Annotated in this window: 22 protein-coding genes and 1 tRNA gene; 13 read left to right on the forward strand and 10 right to left on the reverse strand. The window is 68.6% G+C overall.

The features are described 5' to 3' along the window. Window positions 1–13: 13 nt before the first annotated feature. Both GGR44_RS10640 and GGR44_RS10645 read left to right on the forward strand, forming a co-directional pair. Entirely contained in the window at window positions 14–1,009 is a 996-nt protein-coding gene (locus GGR44_RS10640) for a FecCD family ABC transporter permease (RefSeq protein ID WP_183955553.1), read from the forward strand. Further along, a complete protein-coding gene (locus GGR44_RS10645) occupies window positions 1,003–1,785 on the forward strand; it encodes an ABC transporter ATP-binding protein (RefSeq protein WP_183955554.1) in 783 nt (260 codons plus the stop codon). The genes GGR44_RS10640 and GGR44_RS10645 overlap by 7 nt, the downstream gene beginning before the upstream one ends. Here the strand turns inward: GGR44_RS10645 and GGR44_RS10650 are convergent. Beyond that, window positions 1,782–2,987, reverse strand: a complete 1,206-nt coding sequence (locus GGR44_RS10650; protein WP_425511312.1) for a penicillin-binding protein activator — start codon at window positions 2,985–2,987, stop codon at window positions 1,782–1,784. The two genes, GGR44_RS10645 and GGR44_RS10650, sit on opposite strands and share 4 nt — an antisense overlap. An 11-nt stretch (window positions 2,988–2,998) precedes the next feature. Here GGR44_RS10650 and rsmI point away from each other — a divergent pair, with 11 nt between their 5' ends. Genes rsmI through GGR44_RS10670 form a run of 4 tightly spaced genes read left to right on the forward strand, consistent with a single transcriptional unit; the run spans window position 2,999 to window position 5,826 of the window. Then, window positions 2,999–3,841 (forward strand): 16S rRNA (cytidine(1402)-2'-O)-methyltransferase, encoded by an 843-nt coding sequence (gene rsmI / locus GGR44_RS10655; RefSeq protein ID WP_183955555.1) that lies wholly within the window; start codon window positions 2,999–3,001, stop codon window positions 3,839–3,841. After that, window positions 3,838–4,191: a YraN family protein gene (locus GGR44_RS10660; protein ID WP_183955556.1), complete on the forward strand. Its 354-nt coding sequence runs from the start codon at window positions 3,838–3,840 to the stop codon at window positions 4,189–4,191. Before rsmI ends, GGR44_RS10660 begins: the two co-directional genes overlap by 4 nt. 38 nt (window positions 4,192–4,229) lie before the next feature. After that, on the forward strand, window positions 4,230–5,204 hold the full coding sequence (gene gshB, locus GGR44_RS10665) for a glutathione synthase (RefSeq protein WP_183955557.1): 975 nt from the start codon (window positions 4,230–4,232) through the stop codon (window positions 5,202–5,204). Between the two features lie 16 nt (window positions 5,205–5,220). After that, complete coding sequence (locus tag GGR44_RS10670; RefSeq protein WP_183955558.1) at window positions 5,221–5,826, forward strand: VTT domain-containing protein; 606 nt, start codon at window positions 5,221–5,223, stop codon at window positions 5,824–5,826. 25 nt (window positions 5,827–5,851) lie between these two features. On the opposite strand, the gene GGR44_RS10675 is transcribed toward GGR44_RS10670, so the two are convergent. From GGR44_RS10675 to GGR44_RS10685, 3 genes are all read right to left on the reverse strand, one after another. Next, the gene (locus GGR44_RS10675) at window positions 5,852–6,436 is read right to left on the reverse strand and encodes an MFS transporter (protein WP_183955559.1); all 585 of its coding nucleotides are present in this window, start codon (window positions 6,434–6,436) and stop codon (window positions 5,852–5,854) included. A 75-nt stretch (window positions 6,437–6,511) separates the two neighbouring features. Further along, window positions 6,512–7,402: a tyrosine recombinase XerC gene (locus tag GGR44_RS10680; RefSeq protein WP_183955560.1), complete on the reverse strand. Its 891-nt coding sequence runs from the start codon at window positions 7,400–7,402 to the stop codon at window positions 6,512–6,514. A gap of 460 nt (window positions 7,403–7,862) precedes the next feature. Next, complete coding sequence (locus GGR44_RS10685) at window positions 7,863–10,388, reverse strand: cation-translocating P-type ATPase (protein ID WP_183955561.1); 2,526 nt, start codon at window positions 10,386–10,388, stop codon at window positions 7,863–7,865. Window positions 10,389–10,533: 145 nt separating this feature from the next. Here GGR44_RS10685 and GGR44_RS10690 point away from each other — a divergent pair, with 145 nt between their 5' ends. From GGR44_RS10690 to GGR44_RS10715, 6 genes are all read left to right on the forward strand, one after another. Further along, window positions 10,534–11,415: an MBL fold metallo-hydrolase gene (locus GGR44_RS10690; RefSeq protein WP_183955562.1), complete on the forward strand. Its 882-nt coding sequence runs from the start codon at window positions 10,534–10,536 to the stop codon at window positions 11,413–11,415. Beyond that, on the forward strand, window positions 11,400–12,119 hold the full coding sequence (locus tag GGR44_RS10695) for a DUF4230 domain-containing protein (protein ID WP_183955563.1): 720 nt from the start codon (window positions 11,400–11,402) through the stop codon (window positions 12,117–12,119). Before GGR44_RS10690 ends, GGR44_RS10695 begins: the two co-directional genes overlap by 16 nt. Window positions 12,120–12,151: 32 nt before the next feature. Then, window positions 12,152–13,141 carry a quinolinate synthase NadA gene (gene nadA, locus GGR44_RS10700; RefSeq protein WP_183955564.1) on the forward strand — a complete coding sequence of 330 codons (990 nt, stop codon included), beginning with the start codon at window positions 12,152–12,154 and terminating at the stop codon, window positions 13,139–13,141. A gap of 122 nt (window positions 13,142–13,263) precedes the next feature. Further along, window positions 13,264–13,797, forward strand: coding sequence for a cytochrome b (locus tag GGR44_RS10705; RefSeq protein ID WP_183955565.1), 534 nt, complete (start codon window positions 13,264–13,266; stop codon window positions 13,795–13,797). A gap of 57 nt (window positions 13,798–13,854) precedes the next feature. Continuing rightward, window positions 13,855–14,703 (forward strand): carboxylating nicotinate-nucleotide diphosphorylase, encoded by an 849-nt coding sequence (nadC, locus tag GGR44_RS10710; RefSeq protein ID WP_183955566.1) that lies wholly within the window; start codon window positions 13,855–13,857, stop codon window positions 14,701–14,703. Then, the gene (locus GGR44_RS10715) at window positions 14,696–15,421 is read left to right on the forward strand and encodes a ribonuclease T2 family protein (RefSeq protein WP_183955567.1); all 726 of its coding nucleotides are present in this window, start codon (window positions 14,696–14,698) and stop codon (window positions 15,419–15,421) included. The genes nadC and GGR44_RS10715 overlap by 8 nt, the downstream gene beginning before the upstream one ends. Window positions 15,422–15,435: 14 nt before the next feature. Here the strand turns inward: GGR44_RS10715 and GGR44_RS10720 are convergent, their stop codons facing one another. Next, on the reverse strand, window positions 15,436–15,858 hold the full coding sequence (locus GGR44_RS10720; RefSeq protein ID WP_183955568.1) for a DUF4112 domain-containing protein: 423 nt from the start codon (window positions 15,856–15,858) through the stop codon (window positions 15,436–15,438). Between the two features lie 21 nt (window positions 15,859–15,879). Next, complete coding sequence (locus tag GGR44_RS10725) at window positions 15,880–17,355, reverse strand: ABC transporter substrate-binding protein (RefSeq protein WP_183955569.1); 1,476 nt, start codon at window positions 17,353–17,355, stop codon at window positions 15,880–15,882. 188 nt (window positions 17,356–17,543) lie between these two features. Here GGR44_RS10725 and GGR44_RS10730 point away from each other — a divergent pair, with 188 nt between their 5' ends. Beyond that, window positions 17,544–18,284, forward strand: coding sequence for a hypothetical protein (locus tag GGR44_RS10730; protein ID WP_246344537.1), 741 nt, complete (start codon window positions 17,544–17,546; stop codon window positions 18,282–18,284). Window positions 18,285–18,406: 122 nt separating this feature from the next. Here GGR44_RS10730 and GGR44_RS10735 read toward each other — a convergent pair. The 4 genes from GGR44_RS10735 to GGR44_RS10750 all read right to left on the reverse strand — a co-directional run bounded on the left by GGR44_RS10735 (window position 18,407) and on the right by GGR44_RS10750 (window position 20,290). Further along, window positions 18,407–18,482 (reverse strand) — tRNA-Phe (locus GGR44_RS10735). 74 nt (window positions 18,483–18,556) lie between these two features. After that, window positions 18,557–18,730 carry a DNA gyrase inhibitor YacG gene (locus tag GGR44_RS10740; protein ID WP_183955570.1) on the reverse strand — a complete coding sequence of 58 codons (174 nt, stop codon included), beginning with the start codon at window positions 18,728–18,730 and terminating at the stop codon, window positions 18,557–18,559. Beyond that, window positions 18,720–19,709: a ribonuclease gene (locus GGR44_RS10745; RefSeq protein WP_183955571.1), complete on the reverse strand. Its 990-nt coding sequence runs from the start codon at window positions 19,707–19,709 to the stop codon at window positions 18,720–18,722. The genes GGR44_RS10740 and GGR44_RS10745 overlap by 11 nt, the downstream gene beginning before the upstream one ends. Before the next feature lie 8 nt (window positions 19,710–19,717). Further along, window positions 19,718–20,290, reverse strand: a complete 573-nt coding sequence (locus GGR44_RS10750) for a Maf family protein (RefSeq protein WP_183955572.1) — start codon at window positions 20,288–20,290, stop codon at window positions 19,718–19,720. Window positions 20,291–20,293 lie beyond the last annotated feature (3 nt).

Consider the following 20,293-nt stretch of genomic DNA (forward strand, 5'->3'; position numbering starts at 1 on the left):
CGGGGCGCAAGCCATGAGCCGCGCGCGCCACCGCCTGCTGATCCCAACGCTGTGCCTGCTGCTTGCGCTGGCGGCGATGGCGTCGCTGGCGCTGGGCGCGGTGCCGCTGTCGCCCGCGCGCGTCTGGGCCGCGCTGCTCGGGCATGGCGACAGGGTGGCCGCCGCCATCGTCATCGACCTGCGCCTGCCGCGCCTGATCGTGGGCGCGATGGTCGGCGCGATGCTGGCGCTCTCTGGCGCGGCCCTGCAAGGCTATCTGCGCAATCCGCTCGCCGAACCATCGGTGCTGGGCGCGTCCAACGCCGCTGCGCTGGGCGCGGTCGCCGCGCTTTATTTCGGCCTGTCCGCCTGGCACCCCGCCGCGCTGCCCGCGCTCGCCATCCTGACCGCGCTGGTCGCGCTCGGCCTGCTCTTCCTGCTCGCGGGAGGGTCAGAAAGCCCGCTGACCCTCATCCTCGCCGGGATCGCCGTCGCCACCATGGCGGGGGCGGGGATCAGCCTGGCGCTCAACCTCTCGCCCAATCCCTTCGCTGCGATGGAGATCATGAGCTGGCTATTGGGGTCGGTCGAAAATCGCAGCGTCACCCATATCCTGCTCGCCGCGCCCTGCATCCTCGTCGGCGCGGCGCTGCTGCTGGCGGACGGCCGCGCGCTCGACGCGCTGACCTTGGGCGAAGAGGGGGCGCAGGCGCTGGGCGTCGACCTCTCCCGCGCGCGACTGCTGCTGTTGCTCGGCGTCGCCATCGGAGTCGGCGGCGCGGTGGCGGTGTCGGGGGCCATTGGTTTTGTCGGCCTGATCGTGCCGCACCTCGTCCGTCCCTTTACCGACCGTTCGCCCTCCGCCGTCCTGCTCCCCTCGCTGATCGGCGGCGCGGCGCTGCTCACCTGCGCCGATATCGGCGTGCGGCTGATCCCCACCACCAGCGAACTGAAACTGGGCGTGGTCACCGCGCTGCTCGGCGTGCCGGTGTTCCTCGTCCACCTGATGCGGGAGCGGCGGCTATGGTGACCATCGCCTGCCATGGCCTGTCGGTGCGGCTCGGCCGTCATCCCGCCCTGTCGGGGGTCGACCTGTCGCTCGCGCCGGGCCAGCTTGTCGGCATCATCGGCCCCAACGGCGCGGGCAAATCAACGCTGATCCGCGCGCTGCTGGGGTTGGCACGCGCCGACTCGGGGCAGGTGCGCATCGACGGCCAGCCGCTGGCGCAGCTTGACCGCCGCGCCATCGCCCGCCGCATCGCCTATCTGCCGCAGGGGCAGGTGCTGCACTGGCCGCTGTCGGTCGAACGGCTGGTGGCGCTTGGCCGCCTGCCGCACCTTGGCCCCTATTCGCGCCTGTCGGTGGAGGACGCCGCCATCGTCGAACAGGCGATGGCGCGCGCCGATGTGCTGCCCCTGCGCGACCGGATCGCCACCGAACTGTCGGGCGGTGAACGCGCCCGCGTCATGCTCGCCCGTGCGCTGGCGGTGGGCGCGCCCGCGCTGATCGTCGATGAACCGCTGGCCGCGCTGGACCCCGGCCATCAGATCGACGTGATGGCGCTGCTCGCGGCGCAGGCGCATGGCGGCGCGCTGGTCGTCGCGGTGCTGCACGATCTCGCCATGGCGGCGCGCCGGTGCGACCGGCTGCTGCTGCTGGATCAGGGGCGATTGATCGCGGACGGCCCGCCGATGGCGGTGCTGACCGCCGACCGGCTCGCCGCTGTCTATGGCGTCACCGCCCGCATCGAACAGGGGGAGGGCGGCCCCCTCATCCTGCCGACCGGGCGGGTAAAGTCGCCCTAGTCCGCGAAGCTCTTGGGCGCGGCGTCGATCACGCTGAAATTGCCCGGCCCCACCTGCTGCACCTCCAGCGCGCGTTCGGCGACGCCGTTGCGGCCGAAACGGAATGCGCCGTCGATCCCGGCAAAGCCGCCCGCATCGCGCAGCCGCGCCATCGGGAAGGGGGTGCCCGGCTTCCAGTCGCGCGCGATCCGCACGGTCAGCAGCACCGCGTCATAGCCCAGCGACGACAGGCGATAGGGGTCGCTGCCATAACGGGCGCGATATTTGGTCGCGAGCTGGCGGTAAAAGGCGTCGGACACGCTGGCGAACCACGCCCCGCGCAGCACCGGGCTGGCCGCGATGGCGTTTTCGGTGTTCCACAATTCGGTGCCCAATATCTGGGCGTTCGCCCCGCCATTGGCCCGCACCACCGGCGCGACCTGCATCGCCACCCGGCCGCTGTCGGCGATCAGCAGCGCGTCATAGCTGGACGACGCCTGCAATTTCTTCACTGCCGCTGCGATTGATCCGGCGCTGCGGTCGAATGTCTGCATCGCCACCACCGTGCCGCCCGCCTGCTCGACCGCGCGCAGCATCGCCGTGCCCGCCCGCTCGCCATAGGTGCCGCGCGGCACCAGCGCGCCGAAGCGGGACAGGCCGCGCCCCTTGGCGAAGTCCACCACCCGCTCGATCGACTGGGCGGGGCTGTAACCCATCAGGAACACGCCATTGCCGGCGACGGCGGCGTCGTTGGAAAAGCTGACCACCGGCACGCCCGCGCGCACCGCAATGGGCGCAACGGCGCGCACATCCTCGGCCAGCAGGGGGCCAAGGATCAGCTTGTTGCCGTCGGCCAGCGCCTTGTTCACCGCCGCCACCGCGCCCAGATTGGTGTCATAGGTGGTGATGCGGACCTTGTCGGCCTTCGTATCCAGCAGCGCCAGCGTGGTCGCGTTGGCGATGGATTGGCCGACGCCCGCATTGGCGCCGCTCATCGGCGCCAGCAGCGCGACGCGGTGCCGCTCGGTATCGGTGGGCAATCCCTGCGTTACGTCCGGCCCGGTCGGCGGCGCGGGGCCGACCGGGCCGGTCGGGCCTTCGCCCTTGGGCACGATCGACTGGCAGGCAGCGACCAGCAGCGTCGCTGCGGCAAAGGCCAATCGCGCGCCGCGCTTCCATGAAGCGAACATGGCCGCTTGCCGGGGGGCATCCGTCTCTGTCATCTGGCGTCCTTATGGAAACACTTGGCTCAAGGCTCGAACCCGGCCTTTACATTGTCGCGGGGCCCATCGGCAACCTTGCTGACCTCACCCCGCGCGCGGCGGCGATTTTGCGGGCGGCGGACGTGATCGCGGTCGAAGATACGCGGGTCAGCGCCCGTTTGCTGCGCCATGCCGGGTCCGACCGGCCGATGATCCCCTATCACGACCATAGCAGCGACACGCTGCGCGCCCGCCTGATCGAGCGGATGGCGGCCGAATCGGTGGCGCTGCTCTCCGACGCGGGCACGCCGCTCATTTCCGATCCGGGCTACAAGCTGGTGCGCGACGCCCGCATCGCCGGGCGCGCCGTCACCACCCTGCCGGGGCCGAGCGCCGCCATCGCCGCGCTCACCCTGTCGGGCCTGCCGACCGACCGTTTCCTGTTCATGGGCTTCCTGCCGTCGAAGGCGAAGGCGCGCGGCGATGCGCTGGATGAAGTCGCCGGGCTGCGCGCGACCCTGGTCTTTTACGAAAGCGGCCCGCGCCTGTCGGAAAGCCTGTCCGCCATGGCCGCGCACCTGGGCGACCGCGACGCGGCGGTGTGCCGGGAAATCAGCAAGGCGTTCGAGGAAACGGTGACCGGCACGCTCACCGATCTTGCCGCCCGCTATGCCGATGCCCCGCCCAGGGGCGAGATCGTCGTCATCGTCGGCCCGCCCGGCGAAGCGCCCCCGGCGAGCGAGGAGGACGCCGACGCCGCTTTGCGCGAGGCGCTGACCCGCCTGCCGGTGTCGAAAGCGGCGGGGGAGGTGGCGAAGAAACTGGGCCTTGATCGCCGCGCGCTCTACGCCCGCGCCATGGAACTCAAGGGGTGAAAAGAGAGGCGGCCGAACGGCGCGGCCGTCAGGCCGAACGCATCGCCGGATGGTGGCTGCGGCTCAAGGGCTGGCGGATCATCGGCCGCCGGATGCGGACGGCGGCGGGGGAGGTCGACATCGTCGCCCGGCGCGGCGCGATCATCGCCTTTGTCGAGGTGAAGGCGCGCGCCACCCAGGCGGAGCTTGACCTCGCGATCGACGCACGGCGGCTGGCGCGGGTGGCCGCCAGCGCCGAAATCCTGTTCCACGACTTCGCAAAGCCGGGCGACGACATGCAAATCGACGTCATCCTCCTTGCGCCGGGCCGTCCGCCACGCCATCTGACCAACGTCTGGCACGGGGGGTGATGCCGCCCCTTGCCCGCGCGCAGGAATGAAGGATCGCCATGACCGCTCTCAACCCGCTCACCGTCGCTGTCCAGATGGACCCGATGGACGGCATCAACATCGCCGGGGATTCGACCTTTCACATCATGCTGGCCGCCGCCGCGCGGGGCCATATACTCTATCATTTCCTCGCCCCCGACCTCACCTATCGCGACGGCCGCGTGCTGGCGAAGGCGCATCCGGTGCGGGTGCAGAAGGTCGCGGGCGACCATTATGTCTTCGGCGAGCCCGAAATGCTCGACCTTGGCCGCGACGTCGATGTCGTGTGGATGCGGCAGGATCCGCCCTTTGATTTGAGCTACATCACCGCCACCCATCTGCTCGAACGGGTGCAGGCCGAAACATTGGTGGTGAACGACCCGGCTTCGGTCCGCAACGCGCCGGAAAAGCTGTTCGTGCTCGATTATGCCCGCTTCATGCCGCCGACGATGATCACCCGCGACCTCGCCGAAGTGAAGAGCTTCCTTACCGAACATGGCGAGATCGTCGTGAAGCCGCTCTATGGCAATGCGGGCAACGCCGTCTTTCATATCGGGCCGTCCGGCGCGAATCTCTCGGCGCTGGTGGAACTGTTCAAGGCGTCGTGGGTCGAACCCTTCATGGTTCAGGCCTTCATCCCCGGCGTCGCCCAGGGCGACAAGCGCATCGTGCTGGTCGACGGCGAAGTCGCGGGCGCGGTCAACCGCATTCCCGGCGCGGGCGAAATCCGGTCCAACCTGGCGGTGGGCGGATCGGCGGCCAAGACCGAACTGACGCAAACCGAACAGTTAATCTGCGCCGCGCTGGGGCCGGAGCTCAAGGCGCGCGGGCTTCTGTTTGTCGGCATCGACGTCATCGGCGGCCAGTGGCTGACCGAAATCAACGTCACCTCGCCCACCGGCATCGTCTCCATCGACGCCTTCAACGGGTCCGACACCGGCGCCATGATCTGGGACGCCATCGACGCCCGGCTGGCGGCGCGAGCGGCGGCCTGAACGAAGGAAGGCGCCCGTGACTGACTGGGTGCTGCGGTTGATCGACGCGGGCGGCTATTGGGGCATATTCGCCCTGATGGTGCTCGAAAACCTGTTCCCGCCCATCCCGTCGGAACTCATCATGGGCATTGGCGGCATCCGCGTGGGACAGGGGCGGATGGACATGGGCCTGCTGTTGCTGGCGGGGACTTTGGGCACGACGCTGGGCAATTATGCCTGGTATCTGGTCGGTCGGCTGCTGGGGTTCGAACGGCTGCGCCCGCTGGTCGACCGTTTCGGCCGCTGGCTGACGATGGAATGGCGCGATGTCGAGGCGCTGGACCGCATCTTCATGCGCTATGGCCAGATCGCCGTGTTCGTGTTCCGCTTCATGCCGGTGTTCCGCACCATGATCTCGCTGCCCGCCGGGCTGTTTCGCATGGGCCATATCCCCTTCCTCCTGTGGACCATGGCGGGCGCGCTCATCTGGAACATCATCCTCGCGGGCGCAGGCTATGTCCTTGGCTATAATTTCCGCGACATCGACACATGGATCGGCCCGCTGGCGACCGCCACGGTGGCGATCGCTGCCATCGCCTATCTCTACCGCCTGGCGACCTGGCGGCCCAGGGGGCAGGGGTAAGCAAGGGAGATGGTTTGCTCTATTTTCATTGCCGTTCGGAACGCCATTTGCGAAAGGCCTGAACGGCTGCGACAGCAATCAAGGCCCCCGCGAAGATGAGCCACAAAATGCCCCATCCACGGGTTATGTCGGTATCGCCGGACGCCTTCCATGCAAGAAACACCCCGCCAAGGGCGGCAAAGCCCAACTGGCCATAAGTCATTCTGGAAAACATCAGGTGCCGGACCTCGTCGCGGGATCGCGCGGCGCCCTCTTCCGGGCGACGTTCCAGCGCCCGGGCAGGCGCGTTCCAAGCCCAATAATAGCCGATGAAAAAGGGCAGCAATATCAGGGCGACACCAATATAAGTCGCTGATTTCGCCTGCATCCCATCGCTGTCGGGCATAAGCCAGGCGAGCGCCCCGATGAGGATCAAGGTCAATGGGATGATCGACCAAGTGACGTAACGCAGTCTTTTTTTGAAATCGGCGACAAAGGCATCGCGTTCCGCCCGGCTGACGCGAACTGCCCGGCCTTTCATGCTCTTTCGATACAAGAAATCATCACGATCGGGTTCAAATTGATCGGCGAATAGCTGCCGGACACGATCAAAATGGGAATTGCCAAACATGGTTTTTGGCTAACAGAAAAACCGGCCTGATCAACCGATCCATGCTATCGAAATGTCACCCGCCAGTGACGCACCTCACGCCCTTGGATGCGCGTTGCGATACACGTCCATCAGGTGCGCGGCGTCGACCTGCGTATAGATTTGCGTCGACGACAGGCTGGCATGGCCCAGCAATTCCTGGAGCGACCGCAGGTCAGCGCCCCGGCCCAGCAGGTGCGTCGCGAAACTGTGGCGCAGCGCATGGGGCGTCGCCCGCGCCGACAGGCCCAGCCGCCCGCGCGCGCCCTGCACCGCCCGGCGGATGAGCGCGGGCGACAGCGGCCCGCCGCGCACCCCACGGAACAGCGGCGCGTCGACCGTCATGCCATGGGGACAGGCGGCGACATAGGCGTCGATGGCGTCCCGCACCTGCGGCAGCAACGGCACGATCCGCGTCTTGCCGCGCTTGCCCGTCACCCGCAGCGTCTCGCCCAGCGGCAGCGCCGCGCCGGTCAGCGCCATCGCCTCGCCGATGCGCAACCCCGCGCCGTATAGCAGCAGCAGCACCGCCCAGTCGCGCGCCCCCACCCATGGTTCGCGCGCGCCCTCGGCGATTTCCTGCGCCAGCGCCACCGCCTCGTCGGGGGAAACGGGCCGGGGCAGGCCGCGCTTCACCCGTGGTCCCTTCATCGCGGGCACGCGCGCCTCCTCGCCGCCGGCAAAGCGCAGGAAGCCGCGCACCGCCGACAATTCCCGCGCCGCCGACGCATTGCCGATGCCCTCCATCCGCCGCATGGCCAGGAAGGCGCGCAGGTCCGCCTGATCCACCCGCGCCAGCAGCGCCGCGTCCACCGCCTGCCCGTGATGATCGGACAAAAACGCCACCAGCCGCTCCGCCCCCGCCATATAGGCGCGCACCGTATGCGCCGACCGCCGCCGGTCGAGCGCCAGATGCTTTCGCCATGCTTCGATCAGGTCATGCGCCATCGGCACAGATTAGGGGAGGTTGGCGGGCAAGGAAATGGGGCGGCGCATTTCCCGCTGCCCTACAGCCCCCGGCCCATGATAGCCCCCTTGCCATCCCACACGCGGTTTGATCGCCGCGCACGGGGCGCGCGTTGCAACAGACAAGTCCCTTTCCCCCGGAAGAGGGGGAAGGCGCCTGCCGGGGGTGGGGGCTCGGGGACCGATAACAGTGCCGGTCTTGAACGCCGGGCACGGGGCATGGAGGTCGGAGTACGGCCAATATTCCCCGTAAAACATTGCTTTTGTTACCCTTTCTGTCCGGCGGGCGCGATCATGCCCGCCCGATGGAAAAGCCCGGAACAGGCCGGACCAGACCATCGCACCGGATCATGGCGCCGCGGGGCGGGCCACCCGGACTCCCTTACCGCCCGGACGGGTCTTTCGTCCGGGCGGCCTTTTCCATGCCCGTCTTCCGCGCGCCTCATCCGCGCATCCGCCGTCCCGCCTTGGTCAGCTCGAACGCGATCAGCAGGACGATCCCCGTCGCCGCCACCAGCGCCAGCTCGGCCGCGCCCAGCGACGTGAACCTGAGCACCCGCTGCACCGGCGCCAGCGTCAGGATCGCGACCGATCCAGCCGCGACCAACCCCAGCACATAGCGGAAGGCGACATTGCGCCGCGTCAGCGCCTGGCGCAGCGACGTGTCGAACGACCGGTCCGCCAGCACCAGCGCCAGTATCGCGGCGACCAGCGCAAAGAAGCTGAGCGTGCGCAGCGTATCGGGCGCCATCCCATATTCGCGCGCGCCCAGATACAGCGCGCTGATCGCGGCGAACGCCATGGTCCCCTGCGCCAGCGCGCGGGCGATCAGCGTGGGGTCGAACAATCTTTGCCGGGGGTCGCGCGGCGGCCGCTGCATCAGCCGCGCCTCCTCCCGCTCCGCCTCGAACACCAGCGCGCACACGGGGTCGATCACCATTTCCAGCAGGGCGATCTGCAACGGCCCCAACAGCACCGGCATCCCCAGCAGCAGCGGCAGGATCGCCAGCCCGCCGATCGGCACATGCACGCCGATGATGAAGCCTAGCGCCTTGCGGATATTGTCGTAAATGCGCCGACCGACGCGGATGGAGGCGACGATGGCGCCGAAATCATCCTCGACCAGCACGATGGCGGACGCCTCGCGCGCGACATCGGTGCCGCGCCTGCCCATGGCGACGCCGATATGCGCGGCTTTCAGCGCGGGCGCATCGTTGACGCCGTCGCCGGTCATCGCCACCACCTCGCCCGCGGCCTTCAGGGCCGTTACGATCCGCAATTTCTGTTCGGGCATGGTCCGCGCGAAGACGGTCACGTCCGCCACCCGCTGGGCAAGCTCGGCGTCGGACAGCGCCTCCACCTGCGCGCCGGTCATCATCGCGCCATCGGCTATGCCCGCTTCGCTGGCGATGGCGCGGGCGGTCGCGGCATAATCGCCGGTAATCATCACCACGCGGATGCCCGCCGAACGGCATTGCGCCACCGCGTCCGCCACCCCCGCGCGCAAGGGGTCGGCGAGGCCGATGAGGCCGATCAGCGCAAAGTCATGGCCGTCCTGCGCCTTGTCCAGATCCGCTTCGCCCGCCCGCGCCGACGCGACGCCCAGAACGCGCATCCCGCGCGCCGCCATGGCCGTCGCGGCTTCGTCCAGCGCCGCCCGGTCCGCGCCCTCCAGTCGGCACAGCCGGGCGATGGCCTCTGGCGCGCCCTTGGCGGCGACCGTCAAAGGCGCGCCGTCGCCCGATTGCCAGACATTGGACATCGCCAGCAATTGCGGGCTGAGCGCATAGCTGTGGACCAGCGCGCGGTCATCTGCTCCCGCCACCCCGGCCGCGCGCGCCGCGTCGTGAAAGGCGACCTCCATCGGGTCCACCGGCACCGGCGCGCTCGCCAGCATGGATGTTTCGATCAGGGTCTGGTGGCTCGCACCGCCCGCCTCCGCGCTCGCCCGGCTGTGCCCGTCGCCGGGCAGCCACAGCTCGGCCACGGTCATCCGGTTCTGCGTCAGCGTGCCCGTCTTGTCGGTGCACAGCACGGTCGCCGCGCCCATCGTCTCGATCGCGGCGGTGCGCCGGGTCAGCACGCCGACCTGCGCGATGCGCCACGCCCCCATCGCCAGGAACAGCGTCAGGACGACGGGAAATTCCTCCGGCAGCAACGACATGGCGGTCGCGATCCCCGCCAGAACCGCATTCAGCCAGTCGCCGCGCGTCAGCCCGTACAGCCCCACCACGGCCAACGCGACGCTGATCCCGCCCGCCGCGCAGATCGCCACGATCCGCGACGTTTCGCGTTGCAGTCGCGGCGTTTCCGTCTCCAGCGCCGCGAGCGACAGGCCGATCCGGCCGATCCTGCTGCGATGGCCGGTGGCGGTCACGCGGGCGACGCCGTTGCCCCGCGTCACCAGCGATCCCGAAAAGATATGGGGCAGATCGTCGCCGCCCGGCTCGCCATCGGCGCTGTCGTCCGGCCCGGCGGCGCGCTTGCCGACCGGCACGGACTCGCCGGTCAGCAGCGATTCGTCCGCCTCCATGTTGCGCGCCTCGATCAACAGCGCGTCGGCGGCCACCCGGTCGCCCTGTTCCAGCAGGATGATGTCGCCCGCCACCACCTCCCGCCCCGCTATGCGGATCGTCTCGCCGTCGCGGATCACCAGCGCGCGCGGCGCCGACAGGTCGCGCAGCGCCTCCAGCACATTTTCGGTACGCGCCTCCTGCACGATGCTGATCGCGACCGACAGGCCAGCGAACAGGATCAGCATCAGCGCCTCGGTCCTGTCGCCCAGCAGCAGATAGACGCCCCCCGCCGCCAGCAGCATCGCCAGCATCGGCTCCTCGACCACCTCCATCGCGATCCGCAGCGGCGTCCGCCGGTCGCCGCGCGCCAGTTCGTTCGGCCCGTCCCGCTCCAGCCGCTCGCGCGCCTGCGATGCGGACAGACCCTGGCAATCGGCAAGAGGTTGCGCCATCCGTCGCTCCACTGGGCTATCGTGCGTTGGTTACGGGTGTAAGGCCTGGAGGATCGTTATGTCATCCCCATGAAAGCGACGAGCACGGGGCCGCGCCACCCAACCGGCCCTTTAAATCCGCGCCATGAATGGGCACATGGCACTTATGGCAACGCCTCCCGATCCCGCCGACATGCCCACCGGCCTGCTCATGCCCTGCTCGCCGCTGGTTGCGCGGGTGCTGGCGCCCAATCCGTCGCCCTTCACCTACACCGGCACGCAAAGCTATCTGGTCGGCGTCAGCGATGTCGCGGTGATCGATCCCGGCCCGGATGACGACGCCCATATCGACGCGCTCGTCGCCGCCATCGCGGGCCGGCGCGTCGCGGCGATCCTGTGTACCCACACCCATCGCGACCACAGCCCCGCCGCAGCCCCGCTCGCCGCGCTGACCGGCGCGCCGGTGATCGGCTGTGCGCCGCTGACGCTGGACGATGACGGTCCCCGCGCCGACGCCGCCTTCGACGCGGATTATCGCCCCGACGACGTGCTGGCCGATTGCGGCATGGTTGCGGGCGAGGGATGGAGCCTGTCGGCGGTGGCGACGCCCGGCCACACCTCCAACCATCTCTGCTTCGCGCTGGAACAGGAAGGCGCGCTCTTCACCGGCGATCATGTCATGGGCTGGTCGACCAGCGTCATTTCCCCGCCCGATGGCGACATGACCGCCTATATGGCGTCGATGGGCAAGCTGCTGGAGCGGGAGGAGGACAGGGTGTATTACGCCGCCCATGGCGACCCCATCGACAATCCCCGCCGTCTCGTGCGCGGCATGATGGGCCACCGCAAGCAGCGCGAGGGACAGATTTTGCGCTTCCTCGAACGCAACGGCGCTTCGATGATCCCCGACATGGTGGTGGAGATGTATCGCGGCGTCGACCCGCGCCTCCATGGCGCGGCCGGACGCTCCGTGCTCGCCCATCTGCTCGACCTGCGCGGGCGGGGCGTGGCGCAACCTCTGGACGATGGCCGATGGCGGCTTGGCTGAACCGCTATGGCGGCCCGGTCGCGGCCGCATTGCTGGTGCTGATCGTCGGCGGCGCGATGTTGCTCGGCTGGCAACGCTGGCAACGCGATTATGACGTGACCGTGGAGGAGGATGGCTCGGCCGTGACGAAGGTCATCGCCGACCGGCTGGACGGCATGAGCGACCTCAAAGTCTCGCAGCTTTCCGGCACGATCCAGGCGACGGCGCAAGACATACGCGGCATGGGTCTGCTGCGGTCGGATCAGGTCGTGAAAATGCCCTTCACCGTCGATTATTTCGTCAATGCCGGGCGCATCGCCGCCGCCGACCTGCAATGGGACGCCGCTGGCCGCACGCTCATCGTCAACGCCCCCGATGTTCGCCCCGCCGCGCCCAATATCGACGAAAGCCGCCGCACGCTCGTCCGCACCGGCGGCCTCATCGTCACGCGCCGGGCGGCCGAGGAACTCAACCGCAAGGCGTCCATCCATGCCCGCGACCGCGCCGCCGCCACCGCCCGGTCACCCGAACGCATGGCGCAGGCGCGCGAAAACGGGCGGCGCGCGCTCGCAAGGCTGATGGCCGCGCCGCTCGCCGCCGCCGGTCATGGCGACGCGCGCGTCATCGTCACCTTCCCGCCCGAACGGGGCGACCCGAACCGGGATCGCTGGGACGTGACCACGCCGATCAATCAGGTGCTGGCCAACAGCAAGCAGGGGCGCTAGGTCGCCGCGACAAGGACCAAGGAGACAGGGACATGAACGCCATCACCGGAATCCCGCAGGGCATCGACCTGCGCGCGGAGATCGACCGCCTGCGCAAGGAACGCAACGCCGTCATCCTTGGCCATTATTACCAGAAGCCCGAAATTCAGGACCTGTCCGATTTCGTCGGCGACAGCCTGGAGCTCTCGCGCAAAGCGGCGGAAACCGACGCCGACGTCATCGCCTTTTGCGGCGTGCGCTTCATGGCCGAAACCGCCAAGATTCTCTCCCCCGAAAAGATCGTCGTCCTGCCCGACATGGACGCGGGTTGCAGCCTTGAGGACTCCTGTCCGCCCGCCCAGTTCAAGGCGTTCCGCCAAGCTCATCCCGATCATATTGCGCTCAGCTACATCAACTGTTCGGCGGAGGTGAAGGCGCTGTCCGACATCATCGTCACCTCGTCATCGGCCGAAAAGATTCTGGCGCAGATCCCGAAGGACCAGAAGATCATCTTCGGCCCCGACAAGCATCTGGGCGGCTATCTCAAGCGCAAGCTCGGCCGCGACATGCTGCTGTGGCCGGGCGTGTGCATCGTGCATGAAGCGTTCAGCGAGACGGAATTGCTCAAGCTCAAGGCGCTGCACCCCGATGCGCCGGTCGCCGCCCACCCGGAATGCCCGCCCTATATCGTCGACCATGCCGATTATGTGGGTTCAACCAGCGGCATCCTCGAATTTTCCAAGACGATGCCGGGCGACACGCTGATCGTCGCCACCGAACCGCATATCATCCACCAGATGGAAAAGGCGGTGCCCGAAAAGACCTTCATCGGCGCGCCCGGCGCGGACGGCAACTGCAACTGCAATGTCTGCCCCTATATGGCGCTCAACACGATGGAAAAACTCTATCTGGCGCTGCGCGACCTGCAACCGCGCATCGAGATGGACGAAACGCTGCGTCTCGGCGCGAAAAAGAGCCTCGACAGGATGCTGGAAATGGCGAGCGCGACCGTCGGGCAGGGAGATGTCGGCCCGCGCGGCTGAACCCTGCGCCATCCCCCTTTTGTCCAGGGGTGGAAAAATGTTTCGCTGTCGTTTCTACATTCGATATGATCCGGCGCATCCCGCGATCCGGGCATGGTTGAACTGAAGGGGAAGGCAGACCGATGAGCATCACCGCCGAGACCAGCCTGCGCTATCATGGCGTCGCCCGCGCGCTCCACTGGATCATGGCGATCCTGATTATCGGCAACCTTGTCGGCGGCATTTTCCACGATGGGCTGGGCAAGATGTTTCCGGTGATGCCGCTGCACAAGGCGACGGGCATCACCATCCTCGCGCTCGCGCTGGCGCGGCTCGGCTGGCGGCTGACCCATCCCGCCCCGGCGCTGCCCGCCGAAATGCCCGGCTGGGAAAGGCTGGTGGCGAAGGTCACCCATATCGCCTTCTATGCGCTGATGGTGCTGGTGCCGCTGTCGGGCTGGATCATGGTGTCGCCCGGCGACCGGCCGCTCAACTGGTTCGGCCTGTTCCCCATCCCCAAATTCGGCCTGGCCAAGACCGACGCCATCGTCGGTATCTCGCATGAGGGGCATGAGATACTGGGCCTCGCCTTCGCCGCGCTGGTGATCCTGCACATCGTCGCGGCGCTGCGCCATCATTTCATTCTGCGCGACACGGTGCTGCGCCGCATGGCGTGACGGGCCGCTCGTGAATGCGGTTGCGGGGCAGGGTGCGGCGCGGCTAGAGCATCGCCCATGACCTTCACGCTCCCCGGCTTCGACCTGCCCGCCTTCATCGCCTCCACCCTGGCCGAGGATCTGGGGCCGGACGGGCGCGACGTGACCAGCGAGGCGGTGATTCCCTCCGACGCCCTGTTCGACGGCGTGATGGACAGCCGCGACGCGGCGACGCTGGCGGGGCTGCCCATCGCCGCCGCCTTCTTCCGCGCGCTCGACCCCGAAGTGCGGGTCGACATGCTCGCCGCCGATGGCGACAGCGTCGCGGCGGGAACCGACATCATGCGCATCCATGGCCGCGCGCGGGCGATGCTGACGGCGGAGCGGTCGGCGCTCAACACCGTCCAGCATCTGACCGGCATCGCGACCATGACCCGCGCCTATGTCGACGCCATCGCGGGCACCGGCGCGACCCTGCTGGACACGCGCAAGACCATTCCGGGCCTGCGGTTTCTGGAGAAATACGCCACCCGCATGGGCGGCGCGACCAATCATCGCATGGGCCTGTGGGACGCGGCGATGATCAAGGACAATCATGTCGCCGTCGCCGGATCGGTGGAGGCCGCCGTCGGCCGCGCCGTCGCCGCCGGGGTCGAACGCATCATCGTGGAGGTCGACCGCATCGACCAGATCGAACCGGCCATCGCCGCCGGGGGCACGCATCTGCTGCTCGACAATATGGGGCCGCCGATGCTGCGCGAGGCGGTCGGCATCGTCGCGGGTCGCGTGCCGACCGAAGCATCGGGCGGCGTCCGGCTCGACACCATCCGCGCCATCGCCGAGAGCGGCGTCACCTATATCAGCGTCGGCCGCCTGACCCAATCCGCCCCCGCCGCCGACATCGGCCTCGATTTCGCCCATGCGTAACCGGTCGCTGGCGATTGCCGCCGCCCTCGCCCTGCTGACGCCGATGGCGGCCCCCATAACGGCCCACGCGCAGGCCAGCCAGTGCGCGATGCCGCAGCGGCTGCCCGCGCCGCGCCCCGACCTGCCGAGCCGGGATCAGCCCAAAAGGGTGCTGCCCATCGGCGGCTATACGCTGGCGATCACCTGGTCGCCCCATGTCTGCGCCAGTCCGCGCCATGACGAAAGCCTGCGCTGTTCGGGGCGCAATGGCCGTTTCGGCTTCACCCTGCACGGCCTGTGGCCCGATGGCCAGGGCAAGACATGGCCGCAATATTGCCGCCCGACGCGGCTTTTGACCCCGGCCGTGATCCGCGCCAATCTGTGCGCCACCCCCTCGGTCCAGTTGCTTCAGCATGAATGGGCCAAGCACGGCGCCTGCATGACGACGCGCCCGGCCGACTATTTCGCCAAGGCCCGCGCCCTGTTCGAAGCCCTGCGCTATCCCGACATGGCCGCGCTCGGCCAGCGCCGCGACCTGCGCGTGGGCGATCTGCAACGCGCCTTCGCCCGCGCCAACCGGGGGATGAGCGCCGACATGCTGCGGGTGACGACGACGCGTGCGGGCTGGCTCGACGAAATCTGGCTTTGCCATGACAAGCGCCTGCGCCCCGCCCGCTGCCCCGCGCATCAGGGCGGCGCCGCACCGACCGCGCGCCTGCGGATCGAACCGATGCGTTAAGCGTCGCCGATGCGCTATCCCTGGATCGTCACCGTGCCGGGATGATGCTTGTCCAGATGGCGCTTGATGATCTTGAGGTTGCGCGTGTTCGACCGATAGAGAAAGTCGAACAGATCGCCCGCCAGCGGGATCGCGCCGATCAGCGTGTCAACGCCCAGATTGGCGCTCATCCGCGCCAGTTGCCATTTCGACATGCCCAGATTGCGCGCTTCCCAGATGATCCACGCGCCCATCGCCGCGGTGATCGCGTCGCCCACCACCGGCACCAGCCCGACGATGGAGTCCAGCCCCAGCTTGCGCCGCGTGCCCGGTATGGCGATCAATCCTTCGAGCAGCGCCTCCATCGCCTCCACCCGCCGCCGCACCGAAGCCGCGTCGCGCCCCATGCCGGGCAGGTCGCGCGCGATGGAACGGAACTCGTCCTGCGAAATCGCCATGAAAAAACACTCCTTCCCCCCTCAATTGGGTTCGCGGAGCAGTTGGTTCAATGGGTGGCGCGCACGGGGGGAAGGCGCAAAGCCGGTCAGCCGCCGGGAAACCAGCGACCAGCGCACCGGCGCGCCCAGCCCGATATAGCCATGATGCGCGACGGTCAGCGCTTCGGCCTCGGCGATGCGCGCCTGCCGGTCCTCGCTGGTGGTGGCGAGGCTCGCCTCCTGCAATTTCGCCTGCGCCTGCCTGCTGCAATGGACGCCGCGCGCGCACGTGACCCGGCCCAGATACCACAGCACGCTGTCATAGGGCGCAACCTCGTCGATCAGGGTCAGGTCGGCCTTGTCATCGGGGCCGACCCGCACGGATGACAGGCCGATGCGCCGCAACCCCGCGTCGATCAGGCCGTGAACCAGGGTCGATCCCGGACCGGGGGGCATGGCGATGCGGATCGCGGGCGGCGGCCCGTCATGGCCGGCGCGCCAGCGGTCGACGGCGGCCCGCCCGCGCGCCACCCGGTCGTCCATCGACAGGCCTGCCCAGTCGGGCCGTGTCGGCGCGCGCGGCAATTCCAGTTGCTGGGGCACGAAATCGGGGCCGATGGACCAGCGGCCCAGGCCCAGCAGGCCGGGCAACTGATCGCGGTCGATGACCATGCTGATCGCGGCGCGGACGCCGTCATCGTCCAACAGCGGCCCCTCGCCGGTCACCGCCAGCCCGAACAGCCCCATCACCGGGTCGATCCGTATCGCCGATGTGTCGATCCCGGCCCGCTGCACCAGCGGCAGATCGGCATAACGCCCGCCCAGCACCAGCGCCGCCTGTCCCGCGCCAAACCGGATAACCGCCTGCGCGGCCTTTTCGGCGCGGACGATGCGGCGCTCTTCGGGCGGGATGCCGGCTTCGTCGATCGGATCGGCGGGATCGGAAACCGGCTCCAGCATCAGCGCGCGGCCCCAGCGCTGCTGGCTATAGGGGCCAGTGCCGCCATTGCGGGCGGACAGGCCCATTTGCGGCTGGGCCAGCATCTGCAACAAATGTGGCCGCGCCGCGAGCAGGCGTATCTCCACCACCTCGCCGGTCATCGGGACGGCCGCGCTCACCGCGTCCAGCGGCCCGTCGGGGTCGGTCGCGCGGATCAGTTCCATGCGCGCGTTCATCATCCGGGCGACATCCTTCGCCGTCACCCGCGCGCCATTGGGCCAGGTCGCGCGGCGCAGGCGGAAAATATAGCTGCGCCCGTCCTCCTGCACGATCCAGCGCTGGGCGAGGGCGGGCATGATGTCGCCCGCCGCGTCGAACGCGACCAGCCCCTGCGCCGTCGATTCCAGCATCAGCTTGGCGGCGGGCGCAGGCAGATATTTATAGGGCGTCGCCATTTGATCGCGGTCGCCGATCACGCTGACGACGATCGGTCCCTTCTCTCCGCCCGAACAACTGGCGAGCGCGCCCGCAGCCAGTGCGGCCAGGCAAATGCGGCGAAGCGGCGGGGCGGGCGACATGGCTCCTGCCTAAAGGATCAACGACGCTGGCGAAACCCGTTCCGCGCGGCGCGTTCGTCCGGCAGTGACGGGAAAAGCCCGGTTCTGGCGCAGGTTAACCCTTTATTTGCCATCTTTACCCTAATCCCTAACGAAATATTAATATTCCCGACCGATGTCTTGCCGTCAGGCAATGGGAGTGACGGGCGATGCGCCAGGCGAATCGGATGATGTGGGCGGCGGCGATGCTTCTGCCTCTGGCCGCCTGCGGCAAGGGCGATGGCAGCGCCGATCTCGCCTCGCTCGACGCGCAACTGACCAACAACGCCGTCGATCCAGCGATAAAGAGCGCGCTGGCCGACCAGATCGTGGTCGACCCCAACCTTACCACCCAGTCCAATCGCAACGCCGTGCGCCCCGCCGACAAACCCGCCAACGCCGCGCTGCCGGTGCTGTCGGGCGACGCGGCGCAGGCGCAGCAGGCGGCGCTCAAACTGGCGGGCGGGCGGATCCTGTCCGCGCCGTCGCCGGCCATCGGGCCGGGTGAAAAGCCCGAAACGCTGGGCGCACTCGCCCGCGAGCAAAAGGTGGGGAAGGGCGCGGCCGACTGCGCCGCGCGGATGCAATATGCGATGCAATGGGCCGGGCGCCTGCCCGAGCCTTTTGTCGCCTATCCGGGGTCGCAACTGATGGAAGCGGCGGGGGCGCAGGGCGAAGGCTGCTCGCTGCGCGCCGTCAGCTTCGTGACGCCGGTGCCGCGCCAGCAGGTCGTCGACTTTTATTTCACCCAGGCCCGCCGCGCCGGCTTCACCGCCGAACATCGCTCGATCGATGGCGACAATGTGCTGGGCGGCACCCGCGACAAGGATGGCGGGGCCTATCTGGTGATGGTTTCGAACGGTCCCGACGGCAAGACCAGCGTCGACATCATCGCCAATAACGGCGTCTGACGCCCGTTCGCATCGGCTGAATCGCCGGCGACGGCGCCTGCGCGATTTCGTCGCCCCTCCTTAAAACAGAGACGCGCCGCCGGCGCTTCCGAACCATCGGGCGGTTCTGGCGATCAGGATAATGGTGCCCGGGGACGGAGTCGAACCGCCGACACTGCGATTTTCAGTCGCATGCTCTACCAACTGAGCTACCCGGGCGTGCGGCCCGCCAGATTTGGCGGGCGGCTTGGGAGCGGTGCCTATAAGCGGGACTCCGCTATCCTGTCCAGCCCCTAATCACCTGTTTTTTCATCGTCCGCCAGGGCGGGCGGGCCGGGAATGCGATAGCCTTCGCCCAGCCATTGCAACAGGTCGCGATCGCGGCAGGCGGCGCCGCAAAAGGGGCGATGCCGAACGCTGGCGGGCTGGCCGCAAACGGGGCAGGGGGCGGGGGTGTCAGGCGACATGCCCGGCCGATATGGCGAGTGTTTCGTCGGCCTGCAAGGCGATGGTTCCGCCCCGCCTGCGCGCCAGCCTGTCGATCCAGTCGCCATGGCGGCGCAGCAGGCCGATCACGGCGGGCGCGGCGGTCAGCGTCGCCGCGCCGCCCGCGCCATGGCGCTCCGCCCGGCGCAGCAGCGCCATGGCGGCGGTTTCAACGGGGTCGTCGCGCAATATTTCCATCAGGTTCGCCCGTTCGCGCCGCCGGATGATCTGGACAAAGCCAAAGCCGTTGACGGCGGTGCGTTCGAAGGGGAGCGGCAGATATTTGTCGATCTGCGCGGCGGAGACGGTGCGTTCGTCCTTGTTGTTCATCGTCGGCAGGTCGATGCCGATGGAGCCGGCCAGCCCCATGCGGCGGATCGCCATCGCGGCCAGCTTCGCGCCCTTGGGGCCGAGCTTGGCGGGGGGCAGGCTGCCGTCCACGTCGATCAGGATCATGGCGGGCGTGGGGAAGATGCGCAGCGCCGCATCCTCCGTGCCGACCTCGCCGCTCATCGCCTCTTCCAGCAGCTCCGACCAGCCATGCGCCTCCAGCCGGTCCTCCTCATGCGCGGGGCAGGGGATGATGGGGACGCCGGTGGCGCGCAGCCGCTGGAGCAGGCTGGGGCCGGGGTGGGCTTTCACCCCCGCTTGCGCGATGCGCCCCTTGGCCAGCTTGGCGCGGCCCTCCTCGGCGATCGCCTCGCGCAATATCTCGACCATCACCACCGCGCCCTCGGCGATCTTGGGCGGGATGGGCTCGACCAGCACTTCCTGGCCATTGTCCAGCCGGGCGATGCCGCGACGGCGGGGGATGACGGTGCGGATCAGGCGGCCCGACGCGATGGCGCCGGCGCGCACCGCGTCATGCTCGCGCTCGATCAGCGCCTCGACCAGCTTGCCGTTCTCGATCAGCGCGGCCCGCGCCTCGCCAATGCCTTCTTCATACAGCCATTCAGCCATGATGTGTCTCAATCGCAGGGGAAGGACGCCGCGCGCAACAGGGCGCGGGTCTCGTAAAGGGGCAGGCCCATGATCGCGCTATGGCTGCCGATGATGGATCGGATGAAGCCGGCGGCGCGGCCCTGTATCGCATAGCCGCCCGCCTTGCCGCGCCATTCGTCGCTGGCGATATAGGCGTCGATCTCCGCCCGGTCGAGCCGCTTGAAGATGACGACATTGTCGCTCATCCGGTGGCGTGCGCGGCCATCGGCGTCGATCAGCGTCACCGCGCTCAGCACGCGATGGCGGCGGCCCGACAGCAGTGACAGGCACGCCCTCGCTTCGGCTTCCGTTTCCGCCTTGGGCAGGATGCGGCGACCGGCGGCGACGACGGTGTCGCCTGACAGGATGACCGCGCCAGGGTGCAGGCCCGCAACCGCAGCCGCCTTCTCCGCCGCCATGCGCGCGGCATAGGGGCGAGGCAGTTCGCCCTTGCGCGGGGTTTCGTCGATGTCGGCCGGAAAAATCGCGTCGGGCGTAACGCCGATCTGGGCCAGAAGGTCGCGCCGTCGCGGCGATGCCGAAGCCAGGATCAGGCGCATGAC

Origin of the sequence: Sphingobium fontiphilum, from assembly GCF_014196635.1 — a bacterium.
In the GTDB taxonomy this organism is placed as follows: domain Bacteria; phylum Pseudomonadota; class Alphaproteobacteria; order Sphingomonadales; family Sphingomonadaceae; genus Sphingobium; species Sphingobium fontiphilum.

What these genes read in the sequence shown, in the direction of transcription:
- GGR44_RS10650 (WP_425511312.1), bottom strand. Translation starts at nt 2,987, where the DNA reads ATGACAGAGACGGATGCCCCCCGGCAAGCGGCCATGTTCGCTTCATGG.
- nadC (WP_183955566.1), top strand. Translation starts at nt 13,855, where the DNA reads ATGACCTTCACGCTCCCCGGCTTCGACCTGCCCGCCTTCATCGCCTCC.
- GGR44_RS10675 (WP_183955559.1), bottom strand. Translation starts at nt 6,436, where the DNA reads ATGTTTGGCAATTCCCATTTTGATCGTGTCCGGCAGCTATTCGCCGAT.
- rsmI (WP_183955555.1), top strand. Translation starts at nt 2,999, where the DNA reads ATGGAAACACTTGGCTCAAGGCTCGAACCCGGCCTTTACATTGTCGCG.
- nadA (WP_183955564.1), top strand. Translation starts at nt 12,152, where the DNA reads ATGAACGCCATCACCGGAATCCCGCAGGGCATCGACCTGCGCGCGGAG.
- GGR44_RS10680 (WP_183955560.1), bottom strand. Translation starts at nt 7,402, where the DNA reads ATGGCGCATGACCTGATCGAAGCATGGCGAAAGCATCTGGCGCTCGAC.
- GGR44_RS10715 (WP_183955567.1), top strand. Translation starts at nt 14,696, where the DNA reads ATGCGTAACCGGTCGCTGGCGATTGCCGCCGCCCTCGCCCTGCTGACG.
- GGR44_RS10750 (WP_183955572.1), bottom strand. Translation starts at nt 20,290, where the DNA reads ATGCGCCTGATCCTGGCTTCGGCATCGCCGCGACGGCGCGACCTTCTG.
- GGR44_RS10730 (WP_246344537.1), top strand. Translation starts at nt 17,544, where the DNA reads ATGCGCCAGGCGAATCGGATGATGTGGGCGGCGGCGATGCTTCTGCCT.
- GGR44_RS10725 (WP_183955569.1), bottom strand. Translation starts at nt 17,355, where the DNA reads ATGTCGCCCGCCCCGCCGCTTCGCCGCATTTGCCTGGCCGCACTGGCT.
- GGR44_RS10740 (WP_183955570.1), bottom strand. Translation starts at nt 18,730, where the DNA reads ATGTCGCCTGACACCCCCGCCCCCTGCCCCGTTTGCGGCCAGCCCGCC.
- GGR44_RS10720 (WP_183955568.1), bottom strand. Translation starts at nt 15,858, where the DNA reads ATGGCGATTTCGCAGGACGAGTTCCGTTCCATCGCGCGCGACCTGCCC.
- gshB (WP_183955557.1), top strand. Translation starts at nt 4,230, where the DNA reads ATGACCGCTCTCAACCCGCTCACCGTCGCTGTCCAGATGGACCCGATG.
- GGR44_RS10705 (WP_183955565.1), top strand. Translation starts at nt 13,264, where the DNA reads ATGAGCATCACCGCCGAGACCAGCCTGCGCTATCATGGCGTCGCCCGC.
- GGR44_RS10645 (WP_183955554.1), top strand. Translation starts at nt 1,003, where the DNA reads ATGGTGACCATCGCCTGCCATGGCCTGTCGGTGCGGCTCGGCCGTCAT.
- GGR44_RS10695 (WP_183955563.1), top strand. Translation starts at nt 11,400, where the DNA reads ATGGCGGCTTGGCTGAACCGCTATGGCGGCCCGGTCGCGGCCGCATTG.
- GGR44_RS10690 (WP_183955562.1), top strand. Translation starts at nt 10,534, where the DNA reads ATGGCAACGCCTCCCGATCCCGCCGACATGCCCACCGGCCTGCTCATG.
- GGR44_RS10640 (WP_183955553.1), top strand. Translation starts at nt 14, where the DNA reads ATGAGCCGCGCGCGCCACCGCCTGCTGATCCCAACGCTGTGCCTGCTG.
- GGR44_RS10685 (WP_183955561.1), bottom strand. Translation starts at nt 10,388, where the DNA reads ATGGCGCAACCTCTTGCCGATTGCCAGGGTCTGTCCGCATCGCAGGCG.
- GGR44_RS10745 (WP_183955571.1), bottom strand. Translation starts at nt 19,709, where the DNA reads ATGGCTGAATGGCTGTATGAAGAAGGCATTGGCGAGGCGCGGGCCGCG.